This is a genomic window from Archangium lansingense, assembly GCF_026626635.1.
Taxonomy (GTDB): domain Bacteria; phylum Myxococcota; class Myxococcia; order Myxococcales; family Myxococcaceae; genus Archangium; species Archangium lansingense.
Genome location: NZ_JAPNKA010000001.1, coordinates 13,428,755 through 13,443,496, shown reverse-complemented (window position 1 = coordinate 13,443,496; position 14,742 = coordinate 13,428,755). Strand labels below are relative to the sequence as shown.

The window sequence follows — 14,742 nt, the reverse complement described above, 5'->3', positions numbered from 1 at the left end:
GGGCACGGTGAACGAGGTGTTCCGGCGAATACTCTTCCTGCCGGAGCAGGCGTCCACCATCGCGAAGGACGTGGACTCCCTGCACTACGTCATCATCACGACGGCGATGGTGGTGGCCACGCTCGTCCTCGGCCTGTCGGCATACTTCATCATCCGGTTCCGGAGGCGTTCGGAGACGGACGTCACCCCCAAGATACAGACGACGCTCGGGTGGGAAGTGCTGTTCGTGGGAGTGCCGCTCACCACGTTCCTGGCGTGGTTCTTCATTGGCTTCCACGACTTCATCCGGATGCAGACGCCGCCGCCGGACGCGATGGACGTCTACGTGGTGGGCAAGCAGTGGATGTGGCAGTTCACCTATCCCGAGGGCCCCAACGCCATCGGCGTCCTCCGGGTGCCGGTGGGCAGACCGGTGAGGCTGCTGCTGACGAGCCGGGACGTCATCCATTCCTTCTACGTGCCGGCGTTCCGCATCAAGCAGGACGCATTGCCGGGCGCCTATACGCAGACGTGGTTCGAGGTGACGAAGCCGGGCAGCTACCGGGTGATGTGCGCGGAGTTCTGCGGACTGAAGCACTCGGAGATGTGGGCCGAGGTCGTGGCGCTCTCACCGGAGGACTACGAGGCATGGATGCAGGAGCAGCGGAGAGGCCCGGTGTCGCGCCGGGACGCGACGCCGAGCGCCCCCGAGCGGGAGGAGTCCCAGAAGCCCGCGCGGCAGGCGGTGCGTTACGACGCGCAGGAGCCGCACGGCGAAGTCATGTACGGCGAGAGGGGAACGCTGGCGGCGCGGGGCGAGCGCGTGGCGGCGGAGAGGGGTTGCCTGAAGTGCCACACGGTGGATGGGACGGCGCACATCGGGCCCACGTGGCTGGACCTGTACGGGAGACGAGAGCGGCTGGCGAGCGGGGAGACGGTGGTGGCGGACGAGGCGTACCTGACGGAGTCGATGATGAATCCGCGGGAGCAGGTGGTGGCGGGGTTCGAGCCGGTGATGCCGGCGTTCCTGGGAGTGCTGGAGGCGGCGGAGGTGGCGGCGCTGGTCGAGTACATCAAGACGCTGCGCAGCGCGCGGCTGGAGACCATCCGGTCGGAGGGGCCCGTGTATGAACCCATCGGCGGGAAGTAGTCAGCCGGAGGTCACCTATCTCAACCACGAGACGACGGTGGGCTCGTGGCTGCTGACGCGAGACCACAAGCGAATCGGGGTGATGTTCCTGGTGCTGGTCATCCTGGCGCTGCTGCTCGGGGGCGTCTTCGCGATGGTGCTGCGAATCGAACTGCTCACTCCGGGGCCGACCATCATCAGCGCGATGACGTACAACCGGATGTTCACCCTGCACGGGGTGACGATGGTGTGGCTGTTCATGATTCCGGCGATTCCCTCGGCGTTCGGCAACTTCGTGCTGCCCATCATGCTGGGGGCGAAGGACGTGGCGTTCCCGAGGCTGAACCTGGCCTCGGTGTACATCTACGTGGCGGGAGCGGCACTGACGCTGTTCGGCATGTTGTGGAGCGGAGCGGACACGGGGTGGACGTTCTACACGCCGTACAGCACGACCTCGCCGACGGCGGTGACCCCCATCCTGATGGGGGTGTTCGTCATCGGGTTCTCCACCATCATCACGGGACTGAACTTCATCACCACGGTGCACACGCTGAGGGCGCCGGGGATGCACTGGAGCCGCATTCCGCTCTTCGTCTGGGCGCTCTACGGCACCTCGGTCATCCAGGTGGTGGCGACGCCGGTGCTGGGGATGGTGCTGCTGCTGGTGTTCTTCGAGCGGGTGCTGGGAGTGGGCATCTTCGACCCCTCGAGGGGAGGAGACCCGGTGCTGTTCCAGCACATGTTCTGGTTCTACTCGCACCCGGCGGTCTACATCATGGTGCTGCCGGCGATGGGGGTCATCACCGAAGTGGTGTGTGCGTTCAGCCGGAAGAACATCTTCGGTTACAAGATGATTGCGGTGTCGACGTTTGGGATTGCCTTCGTGGGGTTCTTCTCGTGGGGGCACCACATGTTCGTGTCGGGGCAGTCGACGTTTGGCTCGGGGTTCTTCGGGGTGTTGAGCATGCTGGTGGCCATCTTCACGGCCATCAAGATCTTCAACTGGGTGGCGACGATGTACGGGGGAAGCATCGACCTACGAGTGCCGCTGCTCTACGTGCTGGGGTTCATCTTCCTGCTGATTTTCGGGGGGATGACGGGGGTGGCGGTGGCGACGACGTCACTGGACGTGCACTGGCACGACACGTACTTCATCGTGGCGCACTTCCACTACATCATGGTGGGGGCGGTGCTGATGGCGTTCCTGGCGGCGCTGCACTACTGGTGGCCGAAGATGTTCGGGAGGGTGTACCCGGAGCGCTGGTCGTTCCTGTCGGCCATCACCATCATCTTCGGCTTCATCGTGACGTTCCTGCCGCAGTTCCTGTTGGGGAACCTGGGGATGCCGAGGCGTTACTACCAGTACCCGGCGGAGATGCAGTGGCTGCACGTGCTGAGCACGGCGGGGGCGTCGCTGCTGGCATTCGGCTTCGGGCTGATCGCCATCTACCTGCTGTGGTCGCTGAGGTACGGCCCGGAGAGCACACCGAATCCCTGGGGCTCGAGGGGATACGAGTGGCACAGCGGCTCGCCGCCGGCGCCGCACAACTTCACACAGGCCCCGCGCTTCGAGCGCGAGGTCCACGACTACACCGTGCCCGAGGCGCCCCGTGTCTACTGAAACGTCGCCGTGGGAAGAGCACTTCGGGAGCAGGGAGAACCAGAGCCACGCGGCGCAGCTGGGGATGTGGATCTTCCTGGGCTCGGAGGTGCTGCTCTTCACGAACCTGTTCGTGGGGTACGCGGTGTACCGGTACTACTACCCGGAGGTGTTCGTCGAGGCGAGCAAGCACCTGGAGACGGGGTGGGCGACGGTGCAGACGCTGCTGTTGGTGACGAGCAGCCTGTTCGTGGCCTTGGCGGTGCACTCCATCCGGCAGGGAAAGCAATTCCTGACGGCGCTGGTGCTGCTGGTGGCGATAGGAATGGGAGTGGGCTTCCTGGTCATCAAGGGCTGGGAGTACTGGAAGCACTGGACGGACGGAGCGTTGCCCGGGGCGTACTACCGGCTCGAGGACCTGCCGGTGAGAGGGGGGAGCCTCTTCTTCACGCTCTATTTCCTGCTCACGGGGGTGCACGCCGTCCACATGCTGGTGGCGATGGGGTTATTGGGATGGCTGGTCTGGGGAGCGGTGGCTGGGAAATACACGGCCGAGTACCACATCCCAGTCGAGGTAGGAGGGTTGTACTGGCACCTGGTGGATGTCTTCTGGCTGTTCATCTACCCGCTGCTGTACCTGGTGGAGTGAAGGGGGGCGCACCATGGCGGAGAAGAAGAAGTCCACCTGGGGTTACGTGGCTGTGTGGATAGTGCTGGTAGTGCTGACAGTGCTGACGTGGGTGCTGGGGACGAAGGTGAAACCAGGCCCGTACTCGCTGCCGACGTCGCTGGGAATCGCGGTGGTAAAGACAGTGCTGGTGGCGATGTTCTTCATGCACCTGGTGGAGCAGCGAGGGGCGAGGAGGGTGGTGCTGCCAATCTCAGTGCTGTTCCTGGGCTTGCTGCTGGGAGTGTCGCTGCTGGAGGCGATGACACGAATCCGGATGGCGAGGCCGGACGGAATCCAAGAGGAGCTGGAGCCGAAACGACCTGCATCGACGAGAACAGCACCCCTCGGGTCAGACCACTGAGCCCAATCTCCCCTCGCCCTCCGGGAGCGGGACGGGGTGAGGGTTCCGGAAGGACGCGGGTTCGAATCCCGCCGCTGCCACTAGAGGCTGCCCGCCGCTTCGAGCCGTGCCCTCTCCTGTAGGGGGAGCCGCTCTAATACCGCCCCAGCTCCCTGTCCCAGTCCGACAACTGCGTGGACACCGCGTATTTGTAGGCGCTGGAGATATCCTCGAACTTCTTCGGGGGAAGCGCGGAGAGGCGCTCACGCAGAAAGTCCGGATTGCTGAGCACCTCGCGGTTCTTGAGATCGGTGTCCACCTCGACGATGCCAGAAATCACCCGGAGTACGGCCTCCATGCAATCCTCCCGGGTCGCGTGAGACATGCGCTCCACCGTCAGGGCCAGATGCTCGCGCACAGGGGCAGGGCCTCCGGGGCACCAGGCCTCCAGGGTCCTGCGGTAGATGTCATCCATGAGCTCCTCCAGCGTGTACTTCTGATCGAACGACCAGAACGCGTAGCGAAGGCCCTGGAGCACCTCCCAGAAGCGGAGCAAGGCGGCGAGCCGGTTCGCCATGCGCTCAGCGCTATGCGGCGGGGGCGGAGACACGACATGGTCGAGAGCCCCCCAAGGGGTGCTCAGACAGAAGGACTCGAAGGCGTCACTCATGCGCGGGCGCTCCTCCTTCGGGACGCCTTCATCCAAGCCCATGAAGACCTCGATGAACATGTGCATCCGCCAGCGGGGGTCGCCCGTGTCGAAGTCGGCCACCGAGTGCATCACCAGCACTTCGCCGGGTGACACCTGTCGCATCTGCCGGGGCTGGGGAAAAGCACCAGTCTTGAGATACTCCCGAGCCCACCAGTGTCCCTCGGCTCTCCCCTTGCGGAGGATGGCGGCTTTGGTGCCGTAGAGCCACGCTGGAAACTCGAGCACCTGGGAGTGTTCAGGGTTCATGGCCTTGCGCCCTACCATAGCGGTCAGATGTGCCTCAAGCGCCAGGCACTTCGCGCGCGCCAAGAGCGCAAACGCCGCCCGCCCGCTCAGCGGCATTCCGCGGGCAAATAGACCTGGCCCTGGAAACCCTTGGGGCGTTCGCATCCTTCATAGGCAGCCCGGATCGCCTGCTCGGCCAATTCGCCGCGCTGCTCTACCTCTTCCCTGGGCACCTCCTCTTCCTTCTGGGCCGCCCGCTCCTTCCAGGAGGCACCGGGCTTCTTGCACCGGTAGCTCCAGCGGTACAGCGTCACTCCGGGCTCTGGCGTGCGCCAGGACAACTTCCAGAGTGCTCCCCCATTCTCGAATTCGAGGAAGAGGGTCCCCTCGAAGCCGGTGCCTCTTACGAGTTGCTTGCCAGGGTCGACAGCCTCATTCAGGGCCGCCAGATAGCGCTCCACCTGCTCTCTCCCTTCACTGCGCGACTCTTCATCGTCCGGCTTGAGCTCGAACAGCACGAGGAGACGGGTATCGGTGATGTCCGGACGCAAGCGCCTCACGAACTCCGAAAGGCGCTCGGGGTCCCCCAATTTGCCCCTCTTCACAATGCTGTAGAGGTTGACGTTGTCGAGGAAGACGACGCTGGAGGGGTGCCGCACGCTGTACTCCCTGCCAATGGCGTAATGTGCGGCTCGGCCAAGGAACGCGTCCCAGGGCTCCCTGGAGTCTGGCTTACGGCCAGGGAGCTTGGATGAGGGCGGCTGCGCCTGGGCACCGAGGACCGCCACGAGCACCAGGAGAAAACCCGCCAGCCCCAAGGTGCTCATCGTCCTGCTTCCACTGCTTTTCATGGCCAGCATGCTCCTCCTGGTGCGGTGTGCCCGGCGGGCCCGGAGCATATCTACGAGGTGCAACTCGAGGACGCGGGAGTCAGCAGCGGGCCGCTCTACTTCATTTCGACGGCGGACGGGGGCTGCGTCGGGGGGAACACGAGGAGCTACCGGCAGCTCGGCGCGGAGGTGCCACACGAAACGTTCGGCAGGTTCGACGTCGAGCTCCGGTAGCTCAACGCCGACTGCCTCCACCCCGGCTCCGCCCCGGCTTGGGTGACGCGCCTCGAGCCCCTCGCCCCGGGACCTCCGAAAGCGCTTGGCCTCCGCACGAGGGCGGGTAGAACCCGCCACCTGTTCTCCCGTGGGGGCCGGCTCATGGGGCGGAGAGGGTGTGTGATGTCGAAGAGTGTGTTTTTGGAGCGTTGGCTTCTGGGACTCGTGTGCGTCGTGGTGGTGGCCGGGTGTGGGGGGGCGCTGCCTGGTGCGGGTGGCAACGGAAACGAGGGGGGAGAGAGCCTCCAGGATGCGGGCACCGGGAAGGACGGGGGCGGCACGGGGACGGGCGGGGACTCCCTCGAGGATGGGGGGACGGATACTTCGGAGCTGGCGCTGCTCGAGCTCACCGAGGCCTCCGGAGCCGGCGAGGACGCGACCTTCATCGGGAGCACATCCACGCAGTGGTTCTTCCTGCACAACCGGGGAACGGGCGCGGCGCAGCAGCTCGTGGTGACGCTGGAGGGCGCCGCCTTCTCGTTCACGGGTGGCGTCTTCCCGGGCCTGGGCGGCACGTGCGGGAGCGAGCTCGCCGCCGGGGCCTCGTGCGTGTTCCCGGTGTCTTTCGCGCCCACCGAGCGCGGGCCGGCGAGTGGAACGCTCTCGGTTCGGTTCGGCGGTGGGCCGCTGCAGGTGGCCCACGTCCGGAGGCTCTCCGGGACGGGGCGCGCGCGCGCGCAGGTGCTCGTCGCGCCAGCGACAGTCGATTTCGGCGGCGTGCTCCTGACGGTGAACGCCTGGAACACCGTGACCCTGACGAATACCGGCGACGTGGATGCGCTCCAGCTCTCGGCTCGCCTCCCTCCCGCGCCCTTCTCCTTCAAGGGAGGCCACCCGCCCGGGGCGGGGGGCACGTGCTGGAGCACCCTGGCCGCCGGGGAGAGCTGCACCCTCGTCCTGGGCTTCCTGCCCTTCGAGGCGGGGACGCATAAGACCACGGTGTCGCTCTCCTATGAGGATGGGCTCTCCTCCCGGAGCATCCCGCTCGTCCTCCAGGGAGAGGGGTTGCTCCCCGCGTCGATCGTCTTCGCCGAGGGCAGATCGTTCGACTTCGGTGCCGCCGCCGTCGGAACGGGGGTGGATCACACCTTCACGCTCACCAACCAGGGAGGGGTGGCCGCCACCCAGATGTCGGGACGGAATCCCGGGGGACCCTTTACCTTCAAGGGCGGGGCGTATCCCGGTACGGGCGGCACCTGTGGCACCGAGCTCGCGCGGGGTGCGAGCTGCACGGTGGTCGTGACGTTCGCACCGACCTCGGAAGGCCCGAGCCATTATGTGGTCGGGGTCGACTTCGCCGATGGGCGGGGCGGGCCGACGATGTCGTCGAGCGTCAACATCACCGGCACCGGGGTGAGCGCGCTGCAGGGCTTCCGCTGGTGAGCTGAGCGTCGGACGCCTGGTCCGGACACGGGGTAGGGGAGACCGTTCCTCCCCCCCTTGCGTGTCGTCCGAGGCGTTCAGGCCACGGGCCGGCGACGGACGCGCCACACGGTGAGCATCGCGCCCAGGAGTACCAGGAACGCCGTGCCCCGGGAGCCCCGCGCATCCTGGGCCACCGAGCATCCGAAGATGGAGCTCGGGGGCTCGACTTCCTCCTTCAGACAGACCGGCTCGCCCTCGCGTGCGTTCCCCGCGGAATCGATCACGCGCCAGGAGAAGCACGGGGTGTATTTGGCGTCATGCCGGGGCATCTCGAAGGTGGAGTCGGTGGGCTCGCCCGAGGTCTCCACCCCCCAGACGCCCCAGAGGACCTTGTGCTCCAGCTGCTGGTCCGGCTCGCCGAAGCGGTAGGGCGTGTTGTCCGCCACCCAGAGCTCGAATTCATAGGAGCCGAGGGAGCTTCCGCCCTGGACGCCGGGGACCCGGACCCGGGCGCGGGTGCTCACCTCCCGGCCGATCCTCTCGCAGGAACAGAGGCCGGGCGAGCAGTCGAACTTGTCCGTCTCGAAGGGCTCGAGCGCCACGTACAGCCCGCCGAGCAGCTCGAGTGGCGGAGACAGCTGCGCTCCGGTCGTGAAAGAGCCGCGCAGCTCCGTGGGTCCCTGGGCCCAATCGGGACGGGACTCACTCTGTTGCAGGGCCGCGACGAACGTGTAGCGCCGGTTCGGGAGCAACGGGGCGTCGGGCCGCCAGGCTTCACCCGCGGGGTAGCCCCACCAGGAGCGCACCCGTCCGGGAGCGGGCTCACCCGTGTCGGAGTCCGTCACGGTGACGGAGAGGACGTCGTGGACGGTGACGGGGACGGTCGCCAAGGTGCCGAGTGTCCAGGTTTGCGACGTGAACAGCACCACCGCGTCGAGAGGCACATTCGAGGCCCCGTCCGCGGGGAAGCTCTCGGTGAGTGTGTAATAGGAATGCTGTGTCCCGAGCGGATCGCAGGCCTCGGCGGGTGACGCGTGCAGTGACACCGCGAGGACCAGGGGCAATTGGAGCAGACAGGCAACGAACAGGAAGGGCTTGAGGCGCATCGGAGCTCCCGGTGGAAAGGATTGCGCCGGAGCGGCTGTGCAAGGCGCGAACCACACGCGCGCGGGGGGAGTCCCAGGGGGCGTGACGCGGAACCGCGACAAGGGCGTCAGGGAGGCCCCGGATTTGGACGTGTCCACCGGTGGCAGCATCCGCTTCACGGCCACGCCCTCCCCCTGCATCTCCAGACGGATTTCAGCAAACACCTCTCCGTCCGCAGGAATGCCTGCTTCTAGCCCACGTCATCCGATGGAGGTCGGGCAGGGCTGGCAGCTCTGTCGGGCTCGGCCTTCAGAAAGTTGTCCAACAGTTGGACAACTTTGCGCAGCGCGCGACCGGGAGGTCGGCCTGCCGTCGCTTCAGACGCAGTGCGGAGGCCACACGATTGTGTCGGGAACTTCTGCGCACCTGGCTTCCCTCGACACTCCCGGGTCAGACCACTGAGCACAATCACCCCTCGCCCTCCGGGGTGGGCGTGCTCAGCTCAGCGCGTGACGCAGCGCCGCTTCGAGCGCGCTCGCCACCACGCGGATGCGTGGCACCTGCCGCAGCTCGCGATGAAACACGAGGAACACCGGCACTGAGGGCAATGGCACATCCACGTCGAGTCTCACGAGGCCTTCGAGCTCGCGCCCCAGCGCTTCGGCCAGCAGACAGATGCCCTGACCACGCTCGGTGGCCGTCTGCAGGGCGAAGTCGGAATTGGAGCGGAACGGAAACCGCGTCGCACCCTGCTCCACCAACCATTGCTCCTGCGGCAGCGTGCGCAGCGGACCGTCGTAGCCGATGAAGTCGTGACGCTCGAAGTCTCCCGCCCGGAGCTGACCCCCGCGCAGTCTCCGCTCGACATAGCTCTGTGACGCGAAGAGCGCGAAGCGCAGCCGCCCCACGGACTTCTCCACCAGCACCGGTGACGAGGAACGCGTCTTACGGATTCCGATGTCGGCCTCGCGGCGCGAGAGGTCGCTCATGCGCGACTCGGAGATGAGCTCGAAGTGCATCTCCGGGTGTTTGCGGCGCAGCTCCGAAAGCAGCTGCGTCAGCGGGCGTACGAAGCCCTCACCCACCGAGAGGCGCACCGTGCCCGTGAGACTCGAGGTCGCATTCCCTTCATCTCGCCGCGCGGCTTCCAGCCCGTGCTCGAGCTGCTCGGCGAGGAACACCAGCTCGAGCGCGCCGGGTTCCACCGAGGTGCCTGCGCTGCCGCGGTGCACGAGCGGGCGACCCAGCGCTACTTCCAGCGCCTCGATGCGCCGAGCCACGGTGGAGGTGGACACGCCCAGCGCACGCCCTGCCGCCAGGAAGCTGTTGTTCCGGTGCAGGGCCAGCAGGACGCGGAGATCATCCCAGGTGGGCGCGAGGGTTTGCATGGATGGAAAACAGGTTACCAACAATGCCCGTTCCTGGGAACCGACCGGACTCGCATCATGGGCGCAGAAGGAGATACCCATGTTCGATTTCGCTGACAAGACAGTGGTGGTGACGGGCGGTTCCACGGGCATCGGAGCGGCGTTCGCTTCGGAACTGGCACGCCGCCGGGCGCGACTGGTGTTGGTGGCGCGAGGTGAGGAGCGGCTTCGGAGTCTGGCGGCCTCGCTGACGAAGGCGCACGGGGTGAAGGTGGAGGTGCTGGCCGAGGACCTGGCGAAGCCGGGCGCGGCGAAACGGGTTCGCGACGCGGTACACGGCCTGGGACTCACGGTCGATGTGTTGATCAACAACGCGGGCTTCGCGAGTTACGGGCCCTTCGAGGCGGTCTCCCTGGAGACTCAGCGGGAAGAGATCGATCTCAACATCGGCGCACTGGTCGAGTTGACGCATGTCTTCCTGCCCGACCTCGAGCGCCGCCAGGGAGGAGTCATCCAGGTGGCGTCGACGGCGGCCTTTCAGGCGGTACCGTTCATGGCGGTCTACGCGGCGAGCAAGGCCTTCGTGCTGTCGTTCAGCGAAGCGCTCTGGGCCGAATACCGCGAGCGCGGCGTGCGCGTGCTGGCGCTGTGCCCGGGTGCGACCGACACGCCGTTCTTCGCGCGAGCGGGTGAAGAGGCGGCGTTCGGCAAGAAGGCGTCGGCGGAGGATGTGGTGCGCGTGGGGCTCGAGGCGTTCGACGCGAATCGGTCACACGTGGTGCATGGCCTGGGCAACTACTTCACCGCGCTGTCGAGTCGCTGGTTCACGCGCGAGTTCGTGGCGCGTTTGTCCGCGCGGCTGATGCGTCCGCGCACGCCGAGCCTCGCGGCGCAGAACCCGCGCTGAAGGTGCGGTCAGGCTGCGTGCCTGGTCCACTCGCGGCGTTCACTCATTCTGGGCGGCGGGTTGGAGCAGGGCGGCGGAGGAGGCGGCGGCTGGGGCCAGCAAGGCCGAGCGCTGCGCAATTGACGGGGCCGAGCTGGGCCGGGTCTGATCCCCCTCCACCGCCCTGGCTTCGAAGGGCCGGAGGAGCCGGACATGGAGCCGAGAGTTGCTCACGCCTTCTGCCTGGCGTTGCTGGTGGCGCTGGGGGGCACACCAGCAAGGGCCAAGGACGAGCTGCCGGTGCCGGTGCTGGAGGAGGTGGGGGTGAGCGGGTACCAGGGGGACGAGGGGCAGGGGCTGAGGCTGAGCTTCAAGAGGTTGAAGCCGAACCCGGCGCTGGGGCTGTGGAGGAAGGAAGAGGCGAGGGAGGTGGTGGAGGCGCTGGAGGAGGAATTCCAGCAGGCGAGCAGGAGGAAGAAGGAGAAGCCGCACCCGGCGGCGATGTTGGCCCTGGCGGGCCATGTGCCAGCGGAGGAGGCGAGGCCCTCGGCGTTGGAGAGGAGGGTGAGGGAGGAGTACGAGGAGCTGCTGGGGCCGGCGCAGGTGCAACTGCCGGGGACACTGGAGAGTGCCAGGTGGTTTCAGGCGCTGAAGCTCTCGCCGCGCTACATGGGGGACGGAGTGAGGGAGGCGGCGCTGGAGCTGTTCAGCTCGCCCGCCGTCCTGCTGTCCGTGGGGACGTCCATGATGCTGTACATGCTGGCGTGGGCGGTACCGGAGCCGGTGTTCAGCAAGGCGTTGGCGGGAGCCGTCACGGTGGGACTGCTGCTGACGTACAGCGCGGCGGAGCTCTACAACGTGGGGCAGGCGTGCCTGAGGCTGTACCAGGAGGCGGAGGCGGCGAGGACGAGGGAGGAGTTGGAGGCGGTGGCCGAGAGGTTTGGGAAGGCGCTGGGAGGAGTGGGGCTGAGGGTGCTGGTGACGATGGCGGGGGCGAAGCTGGCGAGGAGATTGCCAGAGGTGCCGAAGGGAGGGCTATGGGCGAGCCTGTCACCGCCGCGCTTCGCCATGGCGGGAGGAGGGGCGAGGGGAATCGTGAGGGTGGTGGCGGGGACGAGGGCGCAGGTGAAGGTGGCGGATGGGACGGTGGTGCTGATGGGGGTGACGGGGAGCACGGCGGCTGCGGCGGTGACGTCGGCGGTGTCCGCTGCACGGACGACGGGGGCATGTGCCGAGTCGGGGCAGGACGGCCACCATCGCCACCACCTGTGCACCAACAAGAATGACATATCGGAGAGCAATGGTGGCCCTTGGACGCCTCGTTTCGAGGAGTTCTTCGAACGAGCGGGGATGACCCAGGATGACCCGGTGAACATCGTCTACCTGCGAGACCACAAGGGGCCCCACCCCGAGGCGTACCACCGTGAGATTTTCGAAGGATTGAGAGGCGTGCTTGGCACCTGCAGGACTCACGCTGAATGTCGAGCGAAGCTCGTGGATGAACTTGACAGGATCGCAAGGGAAGTCTGTACGCCAGGCTCCATTCTCAACAAGCTGGCCACGAGGACGCCATGACGGAGCAAGTAAGGTATTTCAAATTATATGATGACATGTACGTCCCAGGGCGCTGGCTGCTGAGGTTTCCTCTCTTCAAGGATGGAGGGGGCTCGGGCGCGCGTGAGGACGATGACGAGCGCGAGTTATTCGACACCTGGCGATTCAACGAGGGGCGAGTCCTGGAAATCGAGAGGCCGATTCGCTTGTCCATGAAGCCGGCGGGCGTCGCGCTCGAATTCAGCGAGGCCATGGGGATTCCTATCGTCCACCGGCGGGTGGTCTCACTCTTCGAGCGTCTGGGGCTCCAGAAGGAGGTGCAGTTCATCCCCGTGGAGGTGGAGGGGCAGACGCAGCCCTGGTTCATCCTCAACGCCCTGCAGGTCATCCGATGCGTCGACGATGCCCGGTGTGACGAGGTGTTTTATTGGGGACCAGAGGATGGGGAGCCAGACAGAGTAGGCGAATACCGGAATGTTCGAGGGCTGAAGGTGGACCCGGCGAAGATTGGGAGGGCCCATATCTTCCGGCCCTGGGGATGGCTGGTGGTCCTCATCGTCTCCGAGCACGTCAAGTCAGCCATGGAGGCCGAGGGCATCACCGGTATCAAATTCCTCGAGGTCTGAGCTCCGGGAATGAGTCGAAGGACTCGTACCGGCGCATTGCCCCTAGCGAGAGCCTGCTCGCGCCCTTTACTGCCCGAGTGACGAGGGCGGTGGCTTGGCACTGAACGAGGGTAGGTAGCACTCCCCTTGGTACTCGAAGAGGTCCTCCGGGCACGGGGCCTTGAGCTTGTGAGGTGCCCAGCAGCCGCCGACGAGCTCGACCTCGGTGTAGCGAGTGCAGGGAGGGCGCTTCTGTCCTTTGAAGGGCTCTTTCGGGAGAGGTCGGGCGAGCACGAGTTGCCCCGGGGGGGTGGTGTCCGCGAGCCATGAGCGGAAGTCCGACGTCTCGACTGCCGTGAGCACCTCGTGGCTCGGGGGCGCTGGTAGGGTGCTCGGGGGTTGGGACACAGGGGCCAGACGCATCAGCGCGAGGAGCAGGGCGCATACCGTGACGGCGCTCACCACGCCCCATCCCAGACGCCACCGGAAGCGGGGCTCGTGGGGGTCAGACACGGCGTGGATCATGCGCCGCGCTTCCTCGAGCACCCCCTCCAACGTGAGCATCAGCGACTCCGCCGACTGCCTGTCCTGAGCCCTGGCCCAGTCGGTGTGCTCCACGAGTGGCCCAAGCAGGAGAAGGCCCCGACGAAGTACTCGCTCTCGTCGCTTCCGGCGGACACGCCGCTCAAGGAGTTGGTGCGCTTGTCCAAGCTACGCTGGCGAGTGGAGCGTGGCTACCAGGAGTTGAAAGGCGAGGTGGGACTGGACCACTTCGAGGGGCGAACGTGGCGAGGCTTCCACCTCCATGCCACCCTCTGCATGGTGGCCCACGGCTTCCTCGCCCTGCGTCGGGCGCTTTTTCCCCGGAGCAGAACGCGGTGGCCCCTGCCCGAGGTGCGCCGCCGCCTTCAGCACCTACTGCTGCGTCGCATCGGCCACTGCCCGCTCTGCCTGCGCTCCATCGGCGCCCGCGCTCCTCCTCGAGGGCCATCACAGATCTGATCAGGTAGTGTTAGCCTGCTCGCGATTTACATGTAAGGGACGCCGGGCGGAGTGCTTACAGTTCAAGTTCGTGCCAACTACACAGGAGCCACAAATGCTTACTCGAGGTCATCTTATCGGTCAGATCGTTGATGACTTGGCGGGCATTGCAGCGCAGGCCAAGCAGCGGGCGCGGCTACACCTGTTCGACATCCACACGCATGTCGAAGGCTTCGCCAAGGAAGTGCTCAATCGGGTTCTCACCCTCGGGCTGTCCAACCTCAACGCCCAGCGTTCCAACAATCCCGGTCTTGATCTCGGAGACGCCACCAAGGGCTGGGCCTTCCAAGTCACCGCCGACAAGTCCGGTGCCAAGGTAAAGGAGACGCTGGAGAACATCGACGAGGAGCAGCGCGCGAGATATCCGAACATTCGCATTCTGATTATCGGGGAGAAGCAGGGCACCTACACCTTCACGGGTGAGCCCTATGAACGCTTCGGTTTCAAACCAGAGATGGTCTGGGACTTCAACGACGTCTGCAGCCACATCATGTCGCTTTCGATCGACGCCCTAAGGGACCTTGCCGGCTATGTGTCGAGCGAGACGCGCCGGGTTAGAATCGAGCTGGAGATACCCGACGACGAAGGTCGCTTCCCCACCAGCATCGACAATTTTATTGAAGCGCTTCCGAAGCCGCAGCTCTCGGATGCCTCTAAAATGGAGGCGCATTTTGCTGCCAAGAAAGAGCCGATAGATCGCGGCGAGGCGGAGAAGGCGATTGTCGAGCTGAGCGCCAAGCTTGCAGCGCTGCCTCGGCTGACGCGCGAGGTATTCAAGCTCCTCATTGAACGCCGGGACGAGGAATTGACGAGCTTCAGCGAGGACTTTCGGATCAGCGATCCCAAGCTGCGCCGCATCTATCATGGTGACGATCTCGACGGAGATCTGGCGCTTCTTTCGGAATCCGACCTGCTCGACTTCAACGAGCCACACGATTCGGGTGGTGCCTATTTTTGGCGCGTCCGTTTCCCCGGCCGAGGGAACGGCGTTCATCTGCTGTTCATCCAGTATGTTAAGGATCTGGGGCTCAACCTGCGCAAGTCGCTCGTCACTCTTGATTTCTCGGACTTCTAAAT

The 14,742-nt window shown here is 65.8% G+C and carries 14 protein-coding genes and 1 pseudogene; 10 read left to right on the top strand and 5 right to left on the bottom strand.

All coding sequences use genetic code 11. The features are described 5' to 3' along the window. The first annotated feature begins 7 nt into the window (after positions 1-7). From coxB to OV287_RS54405, 4 genes are read left to right on the top strand one after another with little or no spacing between them, the layout of a single operon-like run. Entirely contained in the window at positions 8-1,129 is a 1,122-nt protein-coding gene (gene coxB, locus OV287_RS54420) for a cytochrome c oxidase subunit II (protein ID WP_267542600.1), read from the top strand. Then, the gene (locus OV287_RS54415; RefSeq protein ID WP_267541993.1) at positions 1,107-2,729 is read left to right on the top strand and encodes a cbb3-type cytochrome c oxidase subunit I; all 1,623 of its coding nucleotides are present in this window, start codon (positions 1,107-1,109) and stop codon (positions 2,727-2,729) included. Before coxB ends, OV287_RS54415 begins: the two co-directional genes overlap by 23 nt. After that, entirely contained in the window at positions 2,719-3,357 is a 639-nt protein-coding gene (locus OV287_RS54410) for a cytochrome c oxidase subunit 3 family protein (RefSeq protein WP_267541992.1), read from the top strand. Before OV287_RS54415 ends, OV287_RS54410 begins: the two co-directional genes overlap by 11 nt. Before the next feature lie 13 nt (positions 3,358-3,370). Further along, on the top strand, positions 3,371-3,739 hold the full coding sequence (locus OV287_RS54405) for a cytochrome C oxidase subunit IV family protein (RefSeq protein ID WP_267541991.1): 369 nt from the start codon (positions 3,371-3,373) through the stop codon (positions 3,737-3,739). 133 nt (positions 3,740-3,872) lie between these two features. Here the strand turns inward: OV287_RS54405 and OV287_RS54400 are convergent, their stop codons facing one another. Beyond that, positions 3,873-4,676: a hypothetical protein gene (locus OV287_RS54400; protein WP_267541990.1), complete on the bottom strand. Its 804-nt coding sequence runs from the start codon at positions 4,674-4,676 to the stop codon at positions 3,873-3,875. Between the two features lie 86 nt (positions 4,677-4,762). Continuing rightward, positions 4,763-5,506: a hypothetical protein gene (locus OV287_RS54395; protein ID WP_267541989.1), complete on the bottom strand. Its 744-nt coding sequence runs from the start codon at positions 5,504-5,506 to the stop codon at positions 4,763-4,765. A gap of 396 nt (positions 5,507-5,902) precedes the next feature. Between OV287_RS54395 and OV287_RS54390 the strand changes: the two genes are divergently transcribed. Next, positions 5,903-7,144, top strand: coding sequence for a choice-of-anchor D domain-containing protein (locus OV287_RS54390; RefSeq protein ID WP_267541988.1), 1,242 nt, complete (start codon positions 5,903-5,905; stop codon positions 7,142-7,144). A gap of 77 nt (positions 7,145-7,221) precedes the next feature. On the opposite strand, the gene OV287_RS54385 is transcribed toward OV287_RS54390, so the two are convergent. Both OV287_RS54385 and OV287_RS54380 read right to left on the bottom strand, forming a co-directional pair. Next, positions 7,222-8,232, bottom strand: a complete 1,011-nt coding sequence (locus OV287_RS54385) for a hypothetical protein (RefSeq protein WP_267541987.1) — start codon at positions 8,230-8,232, stop codon at positions 7,222-7,224. A 477-nt stretch (positions 8,233-8,709) separates the two neighbouring features. Then, positions 8,710-9,600: a LysR family transcriptional regulator gene (locus tag OV287_RS54380; RefSeq protein WP_267541986.1), complete on the bottom strand. Its 891-nt coding sequence runs from the start codon at positions 9,598-9,600 to the stop codon at positions 8,710-8,712. Between the two features lie 79 nt (positions 9,601-9,679). Here OV287_RS54380 and OV287_RS54375 point away from each other — a divergent pair, with 79 nt between their 5' ends. The 3 genes from OV287_RS54375 to OV287_RS54365 all read left to right on the top strand — a co-directional run bounded on the left by OV287_RS54375 (position 9,680) and on the right by OV287_RS54365 (position 12,645). After that, positions 9,680-10,486 (top strand): SDR family NAD(P)-dependent oxidoreductase, encoded by an 807-nt coding sequence (locus tag OV287_RS54375; protein WP_267541985.1) that lies wholly within the window; start codon positions 9,680-9,682, stop codon positions 10,484-10,486. Positions 10,487-10,678: 192 nt separating this feature from the next. After that, entirely contained in the window at positions 10,679-12,040 is a 1,362-nt protein-coding gene (locus tag OV287_RS54370; protein WP_267541984.1) for an AHH domain-containing protein, read from the top strand. A gap of 35 nt (positions 12,041-12,075) precedes the next feature. Then, complete coding sequence (locus OV287_RS54365) at positions 12,076-12,645, top strand: imm11 family protein (protein WP_267541983.1); 570 nt, start codon at positions 12,076-12,078, stop codon at positions 12,643-12,645. Between the two features lie 66 nt (positions 12,646-12,711). On the opposite strand, the gene OV287_RS54360 is transcribed toward OV287_RS54365, so the two are convergent. Beyond that, positions 12,712-13,188, bottom strand: a complete 477-nt coding sequence (locus OV287_RS54360; protein ID WP_267542623.1) for a hypothetical protein — start codon at positions 13,186-13,188, stop codon at positions 12,712-12,714. A gap of 27 nt (positions 13,189-13,215) precedes the next feature. Between OV287_RS54360 and OV287_RS56685 the strand changes: the two are divergent. Further along, a pseudogene (locus tag OV287_RS56685) lies at positions 13,216-13,634 on the top strand (transposase); the annotation flags it as partial. Between the two features lie 86 nt (positions 13,635-13,720). Further along, the gene (locus OV287_RS54350) at positions 13,721-14,740 is read left to right on the top strand and encodes an SMEK domain-containing protein (RefSeq protein ID WP_267541982.1); all 1,020 of its coding nucleotides are present in this window, start codon (positions 13,721-13,723) and stop codon (positions 14,738-14,740) included. Positions 14,741-14,742 lie beyond the last annotated feature (2 nt).

Bases quoted from the DNA above. Each gene is read 5' to 3' on its own strand.
- OV287_RS54415 (WP_267541993.1), top strand. From the start codon at position 1,107: ATGAACCCATCGGCGGGAAGTAGTCAGCCGGAGGTCACCTATCTCAAC.
- OV287_RS54405 (WP_267541991.1), top strand. From the start codon at position 3,371: ATGGCGGAGAAGAAGAAGTCCACCTGGGGTTACGTGGCTGTGTGGATA.
- OV287_RS54400 (WP_267541990.1), bottom strand. From the start codon at position 4,676: ATGAACCCTGAACACTCCCAGGTGCTCGAGTTTCCAGCGTGGCTCTAC.
- OV287_RS54395 (WP_267541989.1), bottom strand. From the start codon at position 5,506: ATGAAAAGCAGTGGAAGCAGGACGATGAGCACCTTGGGGCTGGCGGGT.
- OV287_RS54385 (WP_267541987.1), bottom strand. From the start codon at position 8,232: ATGCGCCTCAAGCCCTTCCTGTTCGTTGCCTGTCTGCTCCAATTGCCC.
- OV287_RS54380 (WP_267541986.1), bottom strand. From the start codon at position 9,600: ATGCAAACCCTCGCGCCCACCTGGGATGATCTCCGCGTCCTGCTGGCC.
- OV287_RS54375 (WP_267541985.1), top strand. From the start codon at position 9,680: ATGTTCGATTTCGCTGACAAGACAGTGGTGGTGACGGGCGGTTCCACG.
- OV287_RS54370 (WP_267541984.1), top strand. From the start codon at position 10,679: ATGGAGCCGAGAGTTGCTCACGCCTTCTGCCTGGCGTTGCTGGTGGCG.
- OV287_RS54365 (WP_267541983.1), top strand. From the start codon at position 12,076: ATGTACGTCCCAGGGCGCTGGCTGCTGAGGTTTCCTCTCTTCAAGGAT.
- OV287_RS54360 (WP_267542623.1), bottom strand. From the start codon at position 13,188: ATGCTCACGTTGGAGGGGGTGCTCGAGGAAGCGCGGCGCATGATCCAC.
- OV287_RS54350 (WP_267541982.1), top strand. From the start codon at position 13,721: ATGCTTACTCGAGGTCATCTTATCGGTCAGATCGTTGATGACTTGGCG.